Source organism: Mesosutterella faecium (assembly GCF_022809315.2).
Lineage (GTDB): Bacteria > Pseudomonadota > Gammaproteobacteria > Burkholderiales > Burkholderiaceae_F > Mesosutterella > Mesosutterella faecium.
The window spans coordinates 464,208-479,538 of sequence record NZ_JAKZJU020000001.1 but is presented as its reverse complement, the minus strand read 5'-3'; the positions used below and the strand labels follow the sequence as shown (position 1 = coordinate 479,538).

The 15,331-nt window shown below is 58.4% G+C and carries 16 protein-coding genes and 4 tRNA genes; 14 read left to right on the top strand and 6 right to left on the bottom strand.

All coding sequences use genetic code 11. The features are described 5' to 3' along the window. Nucleotides 1-26: 26 nt before the first annotated feature. On the bottom strand, nucleotides 27-1,232 hold the full coding sequence (locus MUN46_RS02315; protein WP_243376058.1) for an MFS transporter: 1,206 nt from the start codon (nucleotides 1,230-1,232) through the stop codon (nucleotides 27-29). Nucleotides 1,233-1,426: 194 nt separating this feature from the next. On the opposite strand from MUN46_RS02315, the gene sstT reads away from it, so the two are divergent. Both sstT and MUN46_RS02305 read left to right on the top strand, forming a co-directional pair. Continuing rightward, nucleotides 1,427-2,665, top strand: coding sequence for a serine/threonine transporter SstT (gene sstT / locus MUN46_RS02310; protein WP_281069852.1), 1,239 nt, complete (start codon nucleotides 1,427-1,429; stop codon nucleotides 2,663-2,665). Nucleotides 2,666-2,794: 129 nt separating this feature from the next. Continuing rightward, nucleotides 2,795-4,336, top strand: a complete 1,542-nt coding sequence (locus MUN46_RS02305; protein ID WP_243376056.1) for a RecQ family ATP-dependent DNA helicase — start codon at nucleotides 2,795-2,797, stop codon at nucleotides 4,334-4,336. Between the two features lie 79 nt (nucleotides 4,337-4,415). On the opposite strand, the gene MUN46_RS02300 is transcribed toward MUN46_RS02305, so the two are convergent. From MUN46_RS02300 to folE2, 5 genes are all read right to left on the bottom strand, one after another. Next, nucleotides 4,416-5,192 (bottom strand): SDR family oxidoreductase, encoded by a 777-nt coding sequence (locus MUN46_RS02300; protein ID WP_243376055.1) that lies wholly within the window; start codon nucleotides 5,190-5,192, stop codon nucleotides 4,416-4,418. A 29-nt stretch (nucleotides 5,193-5,221) separates the two neighbouring features. Further along, on the bottom strand, nucleotides 5,222-5,851 hold the full coding sequence (locus MUN46_RS02295) for a thiol:disulfide interchange protein DsbA/DsbL (protein WP_243376054.1): 630 nt from the start codon (nucleotides 5,849-5,851) through the stop codon (nucleotides 5,222-5,224). A gap of 40 nt (nucleotides 5,852-5,891) precedes the next feature. Beyond that, on the bottom strand, nucleotides 5,892-6,446 hold the full coding sequence (locus MUN46_RS02290) for an SPOR domain-containing protein (RefSeq protein ID WP_243376053.1): 555 nt from the start codon (nucleotides 6,444-6,446) through the stop codon (nucleotides 5,892-5,894). Nucleotides 6,447-6,490: 44 nt separating this feature from the next. Continuing rightward, nucleotides 6,491-8,221 (bottom strand): arginine--tRNA ligase, encoded by a 1,731-nt coding sequence (gene argS / locus MUN46_RS02285; RefSeq protein WP_243376052.1) that lies wholly within the window; start codon nucleotides 8,219-8,221, stop codon nucleotides 6,491-6,493. Nucleotides 8,222-8,340: 119 nt separating this feature from the next. Beyond that, nucleotides 8,341-9,162, bottom strand: a complete 822-nt coding sequence (gene folE2 / locus MUN46_RS02280) for a GTP cyclohydrolase FolE2 (RefSeq protein WP_243376051.1) — start codon at nucleotides 9,160-9,162, stop codon at nucleotides 8,341-8,343. A 277-nt stretch (nucleotides 9,163-9,439) separates the two neighbouring features. On the opposite strand from folE2, the gene MUN46_RS02275 reads away from it, so the two are divergent. The 12 genes from MUN46_RS02275 (at nucleotide 9,440) to rplL (ending at nucleotide 15,181) form a co-directional block, all read left to right on the top strand. Beyond that, nucleotides 9,440-9,835, top strand: coding sequence for a hypothetical protein (locus MUN46_RS02275; protein ID WP_285230538.1), 396 nt, complete (start codon nucleotides 9,440-9,442; stop codon nucleotides 9,833-9,835). A gap of 72 nt (nucleotides 9,836-9,907) precedes the next feature. Next, a tRNA-Tyr gene (locus MUN46_RS02270) sits at nucleotides 9,908-9,993 on the top strand. A gap of 57 nt (nucleotides 9,994-10,050) precedes the next feature. After that, nucleotides 10,051-10,124 (top strand) — tRNA-Gly (locus tag MUN46_RS02265). Between the two features lie 5 nt (nucleotides 10,125-10,129). Then, a tRNA-Thr gene (locus MUN46_RS02260) sits at nucleotides 10,130-10,204 on the top strand. A gap of 59 nt (nucleotides 10,205-10,263) precedes the next feature. Beyond that, nucleotides 10,264-11,454, top strand: a complete 1,191-nt coding sequence (gene tuf / locus MUN46_RS02255; protein WP_243376042.1) for an elongation factor Tu — start codon at nucleotides 10,264-10,266, stop codon at nucleotides 11,452-11,454. A gap of 33 nt (nucleotides 11,455-11,487) precedes the next feature. Then, a tRNA-Trp gene (locus MUN46_RS02250) sits at nucleotides 11,488-11,563 on the top strand. Between the two features lie 81 nt (nucleotides 11,564-11,644). Next, nucleotides 11,645-12,037 carry a preprotein translocase subunit SecE gene (gene secE, locus MUN46_RS02245; protein WP_243376049.1) on the top strand — a complete coding sequence of 131 codons (393 nt, stop codon included), beginning with the start codon at nucleotides 11,645-11,647 and terminating at the stop codon, nucleotides 12,035-12,037. A 27-nt stretch (nucleotides 12,038-12,064) separates the two neighbouring features. Beyond that, entirely contained in the window at nucleotides 12,065-12,646 is a 582-nt protein-coding gene (nusG, locus tag MUN46_RS02240) for a transcription termination/antitermination protein NusG (protein ID WP_243376048.1), read from the top strand. Between the two features lie 124 nt (nucleotides 12,647-12,770). Further along, nucleotides 12,771-13,202, top strand: coding sequence for a 50S ribosomal protein L11 (rplK, locus tag MUN46_RS02235; protein ID WP_237978825.1), 432 nt, complete (start codon nucleotides 12,771-12,773; stop codon nucleotides 13,200-13,202). Then, complete coding sequence (gene rplA, locus MUN46_RS02230; protein WP_243376047.1) at nucleotides 13,202-13,894, top strand: 50S ribosomal protein L1; 693 nt, start codon at nucleotides 13,202-13,204, stop codon at nucleotides 13,892-13,894. Before rplK ends, rplA begins: the two co-directional genes overlap by 1 nt. Nucleotides 13,895-14,221: 327 nt before the next feature. After that, complete coding sequence (gene rplJ / locus MUN46_RS02225) at nucleotides 14,222-14,752, top strand: 50S ribosomal protein L10 (protein ID WP_243376046.1); 531 nt, start codon at nucleotides 14,222-14,224, stop codon at nucleotides 14,750-14,752. Between the two features lie 51 nt (nucleotides 14,753-14,803). Beyond that, nucleotides 14,804-15,181 carry a 50S ribosomal protein L7/L12 gene (gene rplL / locus MUN46_RS02220; protein ID WP_237978822.1) on the top strand — a complete coding sequence of 126 codons (378 nt, stop codon included), beginning with the start codon at nucleotides 14,804-14,806 and terminating at the stop codon, nucleotides 15,179-15,181. The last annotated feature ends 150 nt before the right edge of the window (nucleotides 15,182-15,331 follow it).

Genomic DNA, 15,331 nt, shown 5'->3' with positions numbered 1-15,331 from the left:
GGCGGTTGCTGTCGCCCCGCCCGGTCTCAGCGGTAAGATCTGATGGCCGTCATGGCAATGACAAGGGCCAGAAGCAGAATGGACGAAGAAAGAAAGTAGGGCACGCCGGACAAGAAGGAGGACGCGGCGCCCGATGCGGTGTACACCAGCATCGGAGTGGACATCAGGGGGGCGATCACCCCGGAAAATGAGTTAAGCGAACTCACGGCTCCCATAGCCTCTCCCTGGGATGTTTCCGGCACAAGGCGCGATACGGCTCCCTGAATGACGGCGGGGGCCATTCCTGTGAAGGAAAACAGCCATGAAAGCAGCGCAGCAAGATATCCCCACGGAGAGAGACCGATGCCGGCCAGAGTCGCAAATCCGATGCACAGGGCGCCTGTCACAATGCGCGGCTCGCTCGTCCAGCGGAGCAGCCGCGGCAGGACGAAGCCCTGAGCCCCGGCAATGCAGGCGCCTATGAGAAACATGGACAGTCCGATGTTTAACGGAGTCCATCCGTAGCGGAATTCCGTGTAGAGGGCCCATGTGCACTGCATCAGGGACTGAGCGAGGTAAATGAGTCCGATCACGAGCACCATGGGCGTGATGCGTTTGACCGCAAGCAGCCGGAAAAGTCCGCCGAAGGGATTGAACCGCGAAAAGCACCAGGGCCGGGGGTCCGGAGTCCTGAGGCTTTCCGGAAGCACGAAGATCCCGTACAGGAAGTTCAGGCAGCAGATGCTCGCGGCGAAGGCGAAGGGAATTCTGGGATTGATCTGGCCGAGGATCCCTCCTATGGCGGGCCCGATCACGAAAGCGACCCCGAAGACCGCGCCTATTTTCCCGAACGAGGAAGACCGTTTTGCTGCCGGCGTGATGTCGGCGATGTAGGCCTGGGCCACCACAGTGTTGGCCGACAGCATGCCGCCAGCCAGCCTGGAGGCGAGAATAAGCGGCAGAGACGAGGAGAGCGCTGGCACCAGCTGCATAATTCCGAGGCCGAAGATGCCGGTCAGCAGCACGGGCTTGCGGCCATACCTGTCGGAAAGCGCTCCCAGCACCGGAGAGGACAGAAACTGCATCAGACCGTAGCCGGCCATAATGATGCCGTACCAGTAAGTCTGGAGATCCCGTGCTCCGGCCAGCTCCCCAATGAGGCGCGGCAGGACGGGAATGATCAATCCAAACCCCAGAGCGTCCAGAAAAACGCAGGTTAATACAAATCTGACGGCGGGTTTGAGTTGCTGCATATCTTAGCTGCGCGGCGCTCTAGAAATTCTGAATTCCCGACATTATCCGCCGAATGGCGGTAGTTGTTGGAAATTTGCGTGATGTTGAAAGAAAAAAAATACAAAAGAGGCTATTCTTGAAAACAGGCGCGCCCGAAGGGAAGGACTTCAGGGATGCCGCTGCAATCCCTCATCACCTTAAATAAACCAAAAAAATGCGAAAAATCTCTCGTGTCCTCATGCCATTCCTGGAATGGTCTCTGGTTAAACAGATTTTGCTGGCTCTTGTCATTGGCGTTGCGATAGCCCTGCTGGCTCCCAGCATCGCCAAGCCCCTTGGTTTCCTTGGCACAGTCTTCATTTCCGCCTTGAAGGCCGTCGCCCCGGTGCTGGTTTTCTTTCTGGTGGCGGCCTCCATCGCCACCCAGAGCGTCGATACCAGGACTTCTATGAAGCCCATCATCGTGCTGTATGCCATTGGCACACTCAGCGCGGCCGTGGTGGCAGTCATCGTTTCCTTTATCTGGCCGACCTCCATACATCTGGCGGCTGACGCCGCCAAGGCGGCGGCCCCGGGCGGCATCGCCGAGGTTCTGAAGAACCTCATCCTCAATATTGTGGACAACCCCGTCAAGGCGCTGGCTAACGCAAACTACATCGGCATTCTGGCCTGGTCGGCCGCTCTCGGCTTCATTCTGCGGCGCTCATCGGACTCCACCCGCGAAGTCATCCAGGACCTGTCGGAAGCCGTGACGTCCGTCGTGCGGATCGTCGTCCGCTTCGCCCCTCTCGGCATCCTCGGGCTGGTATCGAGCACGGTGGCGGAGGTTGGCCTGAGCGCATTCGCCGGTTACGGCAAGCTCATCCTTCTGCTGGTGGGCAGCATGTTCTTCATTGCGTTTGTGGTGAATCCGCTGCTGGTTTTTGCCTGCATCCGCAGGAATCCGTACCCCCTGACGTTCGAGTGCCTGCGCGTCTCCGGCATCTGCGCCTTCTTCACCAGATCTTCGGCGGCCAACATTCCGGTCAATCTCGATCTGTGCCGGCGTCTCAAGCTTGACGAGGGGACGTACTCGATCTCCATTCCTCTCGGTGCGACCATCAATATGGCCGGTGCCGCGATCACCATCACGATACTGACGCTTTCCGCCGCTTATTCGCTCGGCGTGCATGTAGACTTCTGGACCGCCGTGCTGCTCTGCTTCGTGGCCTCCATCTGCGCCGGCGGCGCCTCCGGCGTCCCAGGCGGCTCCCTGATGCTCATTCCTCTGGCCTGCGGCCTCTTCGGCATCGACAATTCCACTGCCATGCAGGTTGTGGCCGTGGGTTTCATCATTGGCGTGATTCAGGACTCTTGCGAGACTGCGCTTAACTCTGCAAGCGATGTTATGTTTACGGCCGCGGCCTGCCTGAGGCAGAAGCGGCTGGACGCTGAAAAAGCGGCCAAGAACTGAAAACTATTGTTTTGCCTCTTTAGCAGCCCTTTTGCGATGGCCAAGGCTCATCGAAAAAGGGCTGCTATTTTGGTTTAAGCTCGATGCCGGTCATCAGCATCCGGCCGCAGCTTTCCTCCAACAGTGCCTATGCAACGTTTTCCCTCCGCTTCGGAGGCTCTCAAGCAAGTCTTTGGCTTTCCCGACTTCAGGCCCTATCAGGAAACAATCGTCAGCGCTCTGATCCAGGGGCGCGACGTCCTCGTCCTGATGCCTACCGGGAGCGGGAAAAGCCTTTGCTATCAGGTCCCCGCGCTGGTCAGGCAGGGGACCGCGGTGGTCGTGTCGCCGCTCATCGCACTGATGGAGGACCAGGTGTCGAGGCTGCGGAAAACGGGGGTGCAGGCCGCAAGCCTCTGCTCGATCAATTCAGCGGAAGAAAACCGGGAGACAGAGAAGGCGCTTCTGGAGGGCAGCCTCGATCTGCTGTACATCACGCCCGAGCGGCTTGTAAGTGAAAAAATCCTGTCGATGCTCGGGCGCATCAGGCTGTCGCTTTTCGCGGTCGACGAGGCCCACTGCATATCGACCTGGGGTCACGATTTCCGGCCGGAGTACAGCGCCCTCGGAGTGATCAAGAGGCTGTTCCCCGCCGTACCAAGAATTGCACTGACCGCCACGGCGGACGAAAGGACCCAGAGGGAGATTTCAGAGCGCCTGCTCATCAATCCGCTTATTTTCTCCTCTTCGCTGAACAGGCCCAACATCTTTTACCGGGTCAGCTACGGGACGGCGGAAATGAAGCCCCGGCTGCTGGACTTCATCGTGAAGCGTCATCCGTCGCAGACGGGGATCGTCTACTGCCTGTCGCGCAAAAGAACGGAGGAAATAGCGGAGTTTTTACGGGGTCAGGGCGTTCCGGCTCTGGCCTATCATGCTGGTATGGCGCCGGAGCTCCGAGAGAAAAACAGTGCCCGGTTTCTTGCCTCTGACGGCCTGGTCATGGTGGCGACCATTGCCTTCGGCATGGGCATTGACAAAAAAGACGTCCGTTTCGTGGTGCACATCGGGCTGCCAAGGAGCATCGAGTCTTATTTCCAGGAAACGGGGAGGGCGGGCCGGGACGGAAAGCCCGCCGAGGCCTGGCTGATCTGGAGCTGGCGGGACGTCGTGGTGCAGCAAAGCTTTATCGCTCAGAGTACGGGCAGCGACGAATATCGCCAGCTTTGCCTGCAGAAGCTCGATTCCATGGTCGGCTACGCGGAGGCGGGGTGCTGCCGTCGTCAGGCCCTGCTGGGCTATTTCGGGGAAAGCGCTGCGGATTTCTGCGGGCGCTGCGACAACTGCGTCTCCCCTCCCCGAATGATCGACAGGACCGTCGAGGCCCGGAAATTTGTGAGCTGTGTAATCCGTTGCTACAGGAAATCAGGGCGTTATTTTCGGATGAGCCACATCATCGACGTCCTTCGCGGCAACGCGACCGAAGAGGTGCTGGCGGAAAGGCACAACGAGCTGACGACATGGGCGATCGGCGCGAATCTGTCGGAAGCGGAATGGAGAACGGTCGCGCGCGCTGCCATCGCGAGAAGGATTCTGTTCATTAATCTTGAGCAGGGCGGGGTACTGCAGCCCTGGCGGGCGGCATCGCTCCTGAGAGGCGGAGAAGCCCTGCGGGTGCGCGCCTCTTCATAATCCACATGCGGGAAGGCGGCCGCGGCTCCTTCGCGGCGCCTTCCGGAGGATGGGGAAGAGGCGCTTCGGCCAGGCGCAGTTATTTTCCCATGTCCTTAGCCCGGGGCTTTTGCTTCCTTCCCATCAGGATCCGGTCGAAGAGCGCGTTTGGCGCCAGCCTCATGATTTTGGCGAGCAGCGCCATCTGCCAGGGGATCACGGCGTAGGTTTTATGAGCCTCGATTGCAGCGACGGCCCTCCTTGCAAACTCATCGGGTTCGAGAATGAAGGGCATGGGGTACGGGTTCATCGCGGTCAGGGGCGTGCGGACGAAGCCCGGGCATATCGTGATGACCTCAACGTTGGACTTCTTCATCTCGATTCTGAGGCTTTCACAGTACGTGATGACCGCAGATTTGCTCGCGCAGTACGCCTCTGATCCGGGAAGCCCGCGTATGCCGGCCACAGACCCGATGCCGACCAGAGTGCCTGCGCGGCGGGCGATCATGGAGGGCAGGAAGCCATGGAATGTATTGGCCATGCCGATGACGTTGATGCGGAAGACGCGGTCCATGACGGCGAGATCCTCGTAGTACTGGGTCTTGACGCCGATGGAGATGCCCGCATTGGCAATGACGACGTCGGCGGGTCCAGCTTCCTTTTCGAAACGGTGGGCGGTCTGGATGATTCCGTCGCGATCCGTGACGTCCGCGACGTATCCCCTGTGGCCGCTGCCCGGCAGCTCGCTGATGAGGCGATCGAGAGCATCCCGATGATGAGCGACGAGTCCCAGGGTCGCTCCCTTCGCAGCATAGGCGCGTGCAAAGCCGGCTCCGATGCCGCCAGTCGCTCCGGTGATGAAAACATTGAAAGACATGGCTTCGAGGCCTCGCTGTAAAAAGTGGTTCAGGCTTTTGCCTTCCTCGCCTTCTGAGCCAGAGCCTCAATCACGGTAAGACAGGCCTGGCGCGAAGTGGTCATGTGGGGACCGGTCAGGTATTTCCCGTCGATGCCCACCATCGGGGTCGCATCAAGCCCGTAAGACTGCCAGGTCTGGGAGGCGGCGCGGGCCTTGTTGGCAATGCCGAAGGAGTTGTAAGCGGAATCCCAGGCCTGAGCCTGAACTCCATTGGCAAGCATGAAGTCGCGGATATCCTTTGCAAGACTGCCGGACTCGTATTTGTGGGTCTGGTAAATAACGGATTCGAAGAACTTCATGTGCAGCTTGGGCAGCAGCCGAAGGCTCTGCAGCACATAGAAGGCCCGCGAAAAAGGCTCGGTCCTGGCGTCCCAGGCGACGGGAACCTGCCTGTAGCTGATCCAGGAGGGCAGCTTTTCACTCCAGGGTTCGATCACAGGGGCGAATTTCAGGCAGTGCGGGCAGGTGTAGGCGAAAAAGTTGACGATTTCAACCTTTTTGCCCTTCACCGGGATAGTCGGGCGAACCAGCGTGTATTCCTTCTTTTCCACCGGAGACTGCGGCGAGGCAAAGGTTGAAAAAGGGGCGGACAGCAGTGCGGCCGAGGAAATTCCCAAAAAATCTCTACGCGAAATCATTGCTAAAGAAATCCTGTTCTTAGTGAATAATTTGTCCCGGAAGGTCGTTTGATTTCAGCGTGCCCAGGGCTTTCTGGGCGGCGCTCTCGGAATCAAAGGGTCCGACTCTTACCCGGTAGTACCCATCTTTCCCGTGAGAAACGCTGGAATCAAGTCCTGAAAAGGCGATTTTGGCTCTAATTGTTTCAGCGTCATCGGCCGTTTTATATGAGCCGACCTGAATAAAGAAGGCCGGGTTCTGCGGCTGAACGGGAGCCGGGGCGGGGGCGGGAACCGCCGCGTCACTGATGCCGGCAGCCGGGCTCGAGGCTGCGGCAGGAGCGTTTGAGGAGGCGGCAGCCGGCGAGGATGACGCGGCCGAGGCTGCCGGGCGGGGAGTGGTGCCCGGGGCGTAGAGCTTTTCATTGGGGTCCGGCGAGCGTCCCTTCAAGGCTTCCTCGACGTAGGCCTGGGAGGACGATTGAACCTTGCTCATAAAGGGGACCGGGGACTCGGTGACGAACAAAGCGCCTCCTGCCGCGACTAGCAAAGCGGCGACTGCGCCGCAGAGGAAGCCGGTAATAAATTGTTTCATATTTAACCACTCCTTGTGTCATCGGCAGAGCCGACCAGGCGGGCTTACATTTTTTCGGGAGCGCTTATGCCAAGCAGCGAAAGGCCGTTGCCCAGAACCTGCCTGACGGCGGCGAGCAGGGCGAGTCTGCCGTTGCGGGTGACGGCATCCTCCGTCAGCACCCTTTCCGCATTGTAAAAGGCGTGGAAGCTGGCGGCGAGGTCCCTCAGATAGAAGCACAGAAGGTGCGGCGAGAGGGATTCGGCGATGGAACTGAGGGTGTTGGAGTAGTCCGAGAGCCGGTTGATCAGATCGATTTCGTCCTTGGCCGTCAGGCAGGACAGATCCAGCCGGCCCATCTCTTCCGTGGAGGGAACTGAAAAGCCCTTTTCTTCGGCCTGCCTGAAGATGGAGCATATGCGGGCATAGGCGTACTGCAGATAGTAAACCGGATTCTCGTCGCTCTTCGAGACCGCGAGGTTGATGTCAAAAGTGAATTCTGCGTCGGCCTTGCGGGAGACGAGGAAATACCGGGCCGCGTCCTTGCCGACCCAGTTCACGAGATCGCTCAGGGTCACATAGGATCCCGAGCGCTTGCTCATCTTGACCTCCTTGCCGTCTTTCATCACCAGGAGCATTTTGTGCAGGAGCCACTCGGGGAACACCTTGGGTACGTTGAGCCCCAGCTGGCGGCTCGCCGCCTGAATGCCGGCGCGCAGACGCGCGCGGGTGCCGTGGTGATCGGAGCCCTGGATGTTGATGGCTCTTGAGAATCCGCGCCGGAATTTGGTGAGGTGGTAGGCGACATCGGGAACGAAGTAGGTATAGAAACCGTCCTGCTTCTTCATAACGCGGTCCTTGTCGTCCACCAGGCCGCCCAGGTCTTCCTTGGAGAAGTCGGTGGTTCTCAGCCACAGCGCATTGTCTTTTTCATAAGTGTGCCCCGAGGCGATGATGGCGTCGACCGCTTCCTTCACTAGACCGTCGCTGTAGAGTGAGCTTTCAAGGTAATAGTTGTCGAATTCGACGCCCAGTTTCTTAAGGTCGGCGTCCTGCTCGTTGCGCAGATAGGCCACCGCATATTTGCGGACGAGCTGTTCGTTTTCGAGGTTCCCGTCCGGAGTGATGGTCGCGCCCGAAGAGGTCACGGGCCTGCGGGCTAGATAGTCCCTGGCGATGTCGATGATGTACTCGCCGTGATATCCCTTTTCGGGGAAATCAATTTTTTCGCCGAGCAGCTCCCTGCCGCGCAGTTGGACGGAGACCGTCAGGTTGTTGATCTGAGCTCCGGCGTCGTTGTAGTAGTACTCGCGGGTTACCTTCCAACCCTGCGTCTTCAGGATGTTAGAAAGAACGTCACCCAAGGCGCCCTGCCTGGCATGCCCGAGGTGCAGGGGGCCGGTCGGGTTTGCGGAGACGTATTCGATGATAACGGACTGGCCGGCCTTCGAGTTGTTTGTTCCAAACTTTTCCTTCTGGGCCAGAATGGTCTTGATGATTTCCTGCTGTGCGGAATTGGCGAGCCTCATGTTGATGAAGCCGGGGCCGGCGATTTCAACGGAAGAGAGCAGCCTGGGGAACTCGGGATCCGAACGCAGGGCGGAGACGATCATTTCTGCGATCTGGCGGGGGGCTTTGTGAAGGACTTTTGCTGACTGCAGGGCAACGGTGCAGGCGACATCGCCGTGAGATGCAACTTTCGGCCGCTCCAGTACGACGGGAAGGGCGCCGGCCCCGATAGATGCCAGGGCACGCTGGAAAAGTTCTGTGAGTTCCTGTTTCTGTTGATCAAGCATTTTGGGTAAAAAGAAAAAGTATCGGAAGGTACCCGCTTATTGTCCCAGACCGGGGGAGCAGGGGAAAGAGGCCGCCCTCAGTCAAGAAAGGCTGCCGTGGGGCAGCCTCTCCGGAGTGGTCAGTCGCACAAGGGCGCGCGCCGATCGAAAGTGATCTGGGCGTATGCGGAATGATTGTGGATGGATTCGAAGTTCTCAACCTGAAGCCGGAAGGAAATGATCCGCCGGTCGTCCTTGAGTGCCTTTGCGGCGTCCCGAGAAATGTCCTCGACGAATTTCGGGTGATCGTAGGCGAATTCCGTCACAAATTTTTCGTCTTCCCGCTTGAGCAGCGACCACAGTGGGCAGGAGGCGCTGGTCTCCGCGATGTGGATCAGGTCCTCCAGCGGCACGCTCTCCGCGCATTCGGCGTCGATCGTGATATGGGAGCGCTGGTTGTGCGCCCCATAGCGGGAAATTTCCTTGCTGCAGGGGCAAAGGCTGGTGACAGGGGCGAGGACGTGCTCGGTTACGGCAGTGCGTCCGTCCTCGGCGGTCACGGTAAAACCTCCCCTGTAGCTCATGAGGCTCGGGATCTTCGATATCGGGGCCGGTTTCTTCACGAAGAAGGGGAACTCGAACTCGATAGTGCCTGCCGTGGCGTGCAGTGCCGCGAGCATGCGCTGCATCAGATCTTCGACAACTTCCTTGCACAGGGGTTGCGTCGTTTCGTCCAGAAGGCGGAAGAAGCGGGACATGTGGGTCCCTTTCTGGCTGGCGGGCAGCGAAACGTACATGTTGACGCTGGCCACCGTATGCATGAAGCCATCCGCGGTCTTCACGGTGACGGGGTAGGAGACGGATTTGACCCCGACGCGCTGAATCGGAATGTGCCTGACATCAGAGCTGGACTGGACGTCCGGAAGAGCGCTTCCGGCACGGGAATTTTGTTCTTGAGTCATAGAATTGCGCAGCAATGATGGCAGCCGCGGCGATATGGCCCTCGGGTTTTGACGACGCGGGGCTGAAAGCCAGCCGACAGTAGTCGGCAGAGAGCTGCATAAGCAGGCCGCTGATGCTGCCAAACAAAAAAGGTGCTGTTCAGAAATAAAAAAGATTAGACATTTTAACCAAATAAAGAAAAGAGATTCAGCTTTGTTGCAACAATTCAGTTTTGTTTGGTAGAAAATAGAGGCTGGCTCAATCAAAAAACATCGGGTGAATCTTCAAAGCATGCGGATGTTCTATTACAACTTTGGCGGGGGAGGCTCCCCTAAAAGCTGGCTGTCCATTGTGATAAGCCTTGTGATTCTTGCCGTCCTCGCCGTCTTGCTGCTGCCGGTGCTCGGCGTGTTTGTTCTTGTGCTGGTCGGCCTGGGGGCTGCTTTGTTCCTTGGCGCGACTCTGATGCAGTATTTCGCCCAGAAGAAGGTGGAGCACGAAATAGAGAAGGGCGAGGAGATGGCCGAAAGGGCCCGGGCCCAGGACGATGGAACTCCTGCGAGTGCGGGGGCCCGGCACCTTGAAATCCAGGATGCCGTCGTTGTTTCAGAGGTCGAGCGAAAGACGCGCAGAGAGGCCGAAAGGTGCGGCGAGGACGGAAAGTCGGCCTCGCGCATTGGGGAAAACACTTAAAAATAAAAAATCATAATCGCGGAGGCTTGACTTTTTCCGCTTCTGTCAGCATAATCCTGATCTCGCTTCCCTGGAGGGGTGCCTGAGTGGCTAAAAGGGGCAGACTGTAAATCTGTTGGCTTACGCCTACGATGGTTCGAATCCATCCCCCTCCACCAAATTTACGGATGAGGGAAGAATCTAGTTGTAGGGCGGGAGGGATCTCGTCTAGGTAGGCGGGTGTAGCTCAATGGCAGAGCAGAAGCCTTCCAAGCTTACGACGAGGGTTCGATTCCCTTCACCCGCTCCAAACATGCCCGTGTGGCTCAGTGGTAGAGCACTCCCTTGGTAAGGGAGAGGTCATGCGTCCGATCCGCATCACGGGCACCATTTTTCTGCAGAGCCGGAAAAGATGATTTTCCGGCTCTGGCTTCCAGGAGCTGTTCACCATGGCAAAAGAGAAGTATGTACGTTCCAAGCCCCACGTGAACGTGGGCACGATCGGTCACGTTGACCACGGCAAGACCACCCTGACGGCTGCGCTCACGACCGTCCTCGCCCAGAAGTTCGGCGGGCATGCCATGGCTTATGACCAGATTGACGCGGCTCCTGAAGAGAAGGCCCGCGGCATCACGATCAACTCCGCTCACGTGGAGTACGAGACCGCGAAGCGCCACTACGCTCACGTGGACTGCCCGGGGCACGCCGACTATGTGAAGAACATGATCACGGGCGCGGCCCAGATGGACGGCGCGATCCTGGTGGTGGCCGCCTCCGACGGCCCGATGCCCCAGACCCGCGAGCACATTCTGCTTGCCCGTCAGGTCGGCGTTCCGAACATCATCGTCTACCTGAACAAGTGCGACCTGGTTGACGATCCGGAGCTGCTCGAGCTGGTTGAGATGGAAGTCCGCGACCTGCTGACCGAGTACAAGTTCCCCGGCGACGAGATCCCGATCATCAAGGGTTCTGCGAAGCTGGCCCTGGAAGGCGATCAGTCCGAGTACGGCGTTCCCTCCATCCTGAAGCTGGCCGACACGATGGACACGTACTTCCCGGAGCCCGTGCGTGAGCTTGACAAGCCGTTCCTGATGCCGATCGAGGACGTGTTCTCGATTTCCGGCCGCGGCACGGTGGTGACGGGCCGCGTTGAGCGCGGCACGATCCGCGTGGGCGATGAAATTGAAATCGTGGGCATCAAGCCGACTCAGAAGACGACCTGCACGGGCGTTGAGATGTTCCGCAAGCTGCTCGACGAAGGCGAGGCCGGCGACAACATCGGCTGCCTGCTGCGCGGCACGAAGCGCGAGGAAGTCGAGCGCGGCCAGGTGGTTGCCAAGCCCGGCACGATCACTCCGCACACGAAGTTCACGGCTCAGGTGTACGTGCTGAAGAAGGAAGAAGGCGGCCGTCACACCCCGTTCTTCAAGGGATATCGTCCGCAGTTCTACTTCCGCACGACGGACGTGACCGGCACGATCGAGCTCGAGGAAGGCGTTGAGATGGTGATGCCTGGCGACAACACGACGATGACCGTCACGCTGATCGCCCCGATCGCCATGGAAGAGGGCCTGCGCTTCGCTATTCGCGAAGGCGGTCACACGGTTGGCGCCGGCGTTGTGGCCAAGATTCTTGAGTAATCTGACAACGGGCCGTACTGCGGCTCGTTCTGCAGGGGCATAGCTCAATCGGCAGAGCGACGGTCTCCAAAACCGTAGGTTGAGGGTTCGATTCCTTCTGCCCCTGCCAAATTAATGGCAAAGCCGCGATCAGTAGTGTGACCGCGGCTTAGCTGTTTGTCGGGGCGTAGTTCCGACAGGATTGTGGACAATGAGCAACAAAGCGAAAATTCAGCAGCAGGAGGAATCCGGGAAGGGGTTGGATCTTGTCCTGGTCACTCTTGCGATTATTGCAGCCCTGGCCGGCGTTCTTGCCTTTACCTTCCTATCTGAGCAACATCTCGGCGTGAGGCTTGCCTGCCTGGCGGCCGGACTGATCGTCGGCCTGGCTCTGGCCTGGTTCAGCCCGTCGGGCAAGCGCTTCATCGCCTACGGCCGCGACTCGCTTGACGAGCTCCGCCTTGTCGTGTGGCCCACCCGCAGGGAAACACTGACGAGCACGGGGCTGGTCATGGGCTTTGTGCTCATTATCGCTTTTTTCCTGTTTATTATGGATAAAATCATTGAGTGGGGCATTTATGATGTCCTGCTCAAGCTTATTTAATTGCCTGGCCGGTTGACGGAGAAAGAGATGACCGCTGAAGAATCGAAGCAGGAGCCTGCGCAGTCAACAAAGAACGCAGCCGGGGAGATGCACTGGTACACTCTGCATGTTTATTCCAGCATGGAAAAGAGCGCCTACAACGCCCTTACCGACCGGATCGCGCATTCTGATTTCAAGGACTGTTTCGGTGAAGTCCTCCTGCCTACCGAAAAGGTTGAGGAAATCCGCAATGGCCGCAAGGTGACATCGGAGCGCCGCCTGTATCCCGGGTACATCTTCATCCAGATGGTAATGAACGACGACACGTGGCACCTGGTCCGCAATACGCCGCGCGTGATGGAATTCCTCGGCGGAAACCGCCCCACAAGAATTCCGGAGTCCGACATCGCACGAGTCAAGGGCACGGTGGCCGAGGGAGTCGAAAAGCCGAAGCCCAAGGTGCTCTTCGAGCTCGGCGAAACGGTTCGGGTCAAGGAAGGCGCTTTTGCGGACTTCAACGGACGGGTCGATGAAGTCAATTACGACAAGAACCGTCTGAAGGTTCTGGTCTCGATTTTTGGACGTCAGACACCGGTGGATCTCGCGTTCGACGAAGTCGAGAAAATTTAATTTAAATCAAAGCAGGATAATTTTTATATTGAGTAGCGAGCCTTTGATCTGATAAAATAAAAGGCTCGTTTAATCTTGCATTGGGGAGCCCGATTCCGGGCGCAAAAACCCAAGAGGTAAACAAATGGCAAAGAAGATTATTGGCTTCATCAAGCTGCAGGTGCCTGCGGGAAAGGCTAATCCTGCGCCCCCGATCGGACCGGCTCTCGGCCAGCGCGGTCTGAACATCATGGAGTTCTGCAAGGCTTTCAACGCCAAGACGCAGTCCATGGAAAAGGGACTCCCGATCCCGGTTGTGATCACGGCTTTCTCCGACAAGTCCTTCACGTTTATCATGAAGACCCCGCCGGCGACCGTCCTGATCAAGAAGGCCGCTAAGATCGACAAGGGCTCTGCCCGTCCCCACACGAACAAGGTTGGCAAGATCACCCGCGCCCAGGCCGAGGAAATCGCCAAGGCGAAGGAGCCCGATCTTACGGCTGCCGATCTTGATGCTGCGGTCCGCACCATTGCTGGTTCTGCCCGCTCGATGGGTGTTACGGTGGAGGGTCTGTAATGGCTAAGAAGTTCTCTAAGCGTGTCGCTGCAAACCGGGCGAAGGTTGAAGCCGGCAAGCTCTACGACGTCAAGTCCGCCATTGATCTGGTGAAGAGCTGCGCCACCGCCAAGTTTGACGAGTCGTTCGACGTTGCGGTTCAGCTGGGCATTGATCCGAAGAAGTCGGATCAGGTTGTCCGCGGAGCCTGCGTTCTGCCGGAAGGCACGGGCAAGGTGGTCCGCGTGGCGGTGTTCACTCAGGGCGCCAACGCCGAAGCGGCGAAGGCGGCGGGTGCTGACATCGTCGGCTTTGATGATCTTGCTGAAAAGATCAGGGGCGGCTTCATGGACTTCGACGTCGTGATCGCTTCCCCGGACGCCATGCGCGTTGTCGGCCGCCTCGGCCAGATCCTCGGCCCGCGCGGCCTGATGCCGAACCCGAAGGTCGGCACGGTCACGCCGAATGTCGCTCAGGCTGTCAAGAACGCGAAGGCCGGCCAGGTGCAGTTCCGCGCCGACAAGGCCGGAATTGTGCACGCCGCTATTGGCCGTGCTTCCTTTGACACCGCCAGGCTGCAGACGAACCTGAAGGCGCTGATTGACGCCCTCAATAAGGCCAGGCCTGCTGCCGCCAAGGGCGTCTACATGAAGAAGGTTGCTGTTTCCTCCACGATGGGCATCGGCGTCCGCGTGGATATGAGCACCCTCTGATTTTCAAGATTCACCCTGCCTCTGTTCGAAAGAAGAGGGGCGGGAGAGGCTGTGAAGCCTCAAGGGCTTTGGTGGCCCGGTCCTTAAGGGACGGGGCCAGAGTCAAAGACCGCTGGAGACAGAAAGTTTCAAAAGTCTTTCCTGCGCCGACCCGAGCGGCAGCGCGGAGAAAGATATCCAGCGCAGACGGCAAATACCGAAGAGAATGGATTACGTTGTAACGCCTGGATATTCAGGCGGAGCGGCAGAGATCTTCCTCTCTCGGGGTGAGCCGGTCATAAAGGAACCGGTGCTAGAAGTTTTAGCACCTCTGAGTGGAGCCAGACCATGGGTCTTAATCGTCAAGACAAAGCGGCTGTCATTGAAGAAGTGAAGGCGATTTTCGCCGAAAGCTCTTCCCTGATTTTCGCCGAATACCGTGGACTGAGCGTTGAAGCGATCACCGCTCTCAGGGCAGAAGCCCGCAAGAACGGTGTGAAACTGCGTGTTGCCAAGAACACCCTGGTTGCGCGCGCCGCGGCAGAAACGCCGTTCGCCTGCGCGGCTGACAAATTTGTCGGCCCGCTGGTCTACGGTTTTTCCGCTGATCCGGTTGCCGTTGCCAAGATTTTGTTCAACTTCGCCAAGAAGAACGAAGCGTTCGTCATCAAGGGCGGCGTGATGGACGGCAAGGAACTCGACCTTGCTGGCATCGAAGCCTTGTCCAAGCTGCCGAGCCGCGACGAGCTGCTTGCCAAGTTGATGGCAACGATGAACGAACCGATTGCGAAGTTCGTTCGCACGCTCAACGAAGTTCCGGCGCGCTTCGTGCGCACCGTCGCTGCAGTTCGCGATTCCAAGGAGAAGGCTGCGGCCTGATCCCTGTAAGCTTTTTTACTTTCATACAACGTAATTTGGGAGTCATTCAAAATGGCGCTTTCCAACGAAGAAATCCTCGAGGCTATTGCCTCCAAGTCCGTTCTCGAAATCTCTGAACTCATCAAGATGATGGAAGAGAAGTTCGGTGTTTCCGCCTCCGCCGCTGTCGCTGTCGCTGCGGCTCCTGCCGCCGGCGCTGCCGCCGCTGCTGAAGCCAAGACCGAGTTCGACGTCGTCCTGGCTGACATCGGCGCGAACAAGATCAAGGTCATCAAGGTCGTCCGCGAAGCCACCGGCCTGGGCCTGAAGGAAGCCAAGGATCTGGTCGAAGCCGCCCCGAAGGCGATCAAGACCGCTCTGCCCAAGGCTGAGGCCGAAGAGCTGAAGAAGAAGCTCGAAGACGTCGGCGCCAAGGTCGAACTCAAGTAATTTCGCTTGAGGATTTTATCCGGTCCGATATCCCCGGACCGGATAAAATAGCGCTAGAGCGCAGAAGTTTTTGAAAGAGGCTTGCACAGGCGAGCTTCTTTCAAAATCTTCCCAAATGAGTGAGAGACGTCGCCTTGCAGACGTGCAGGT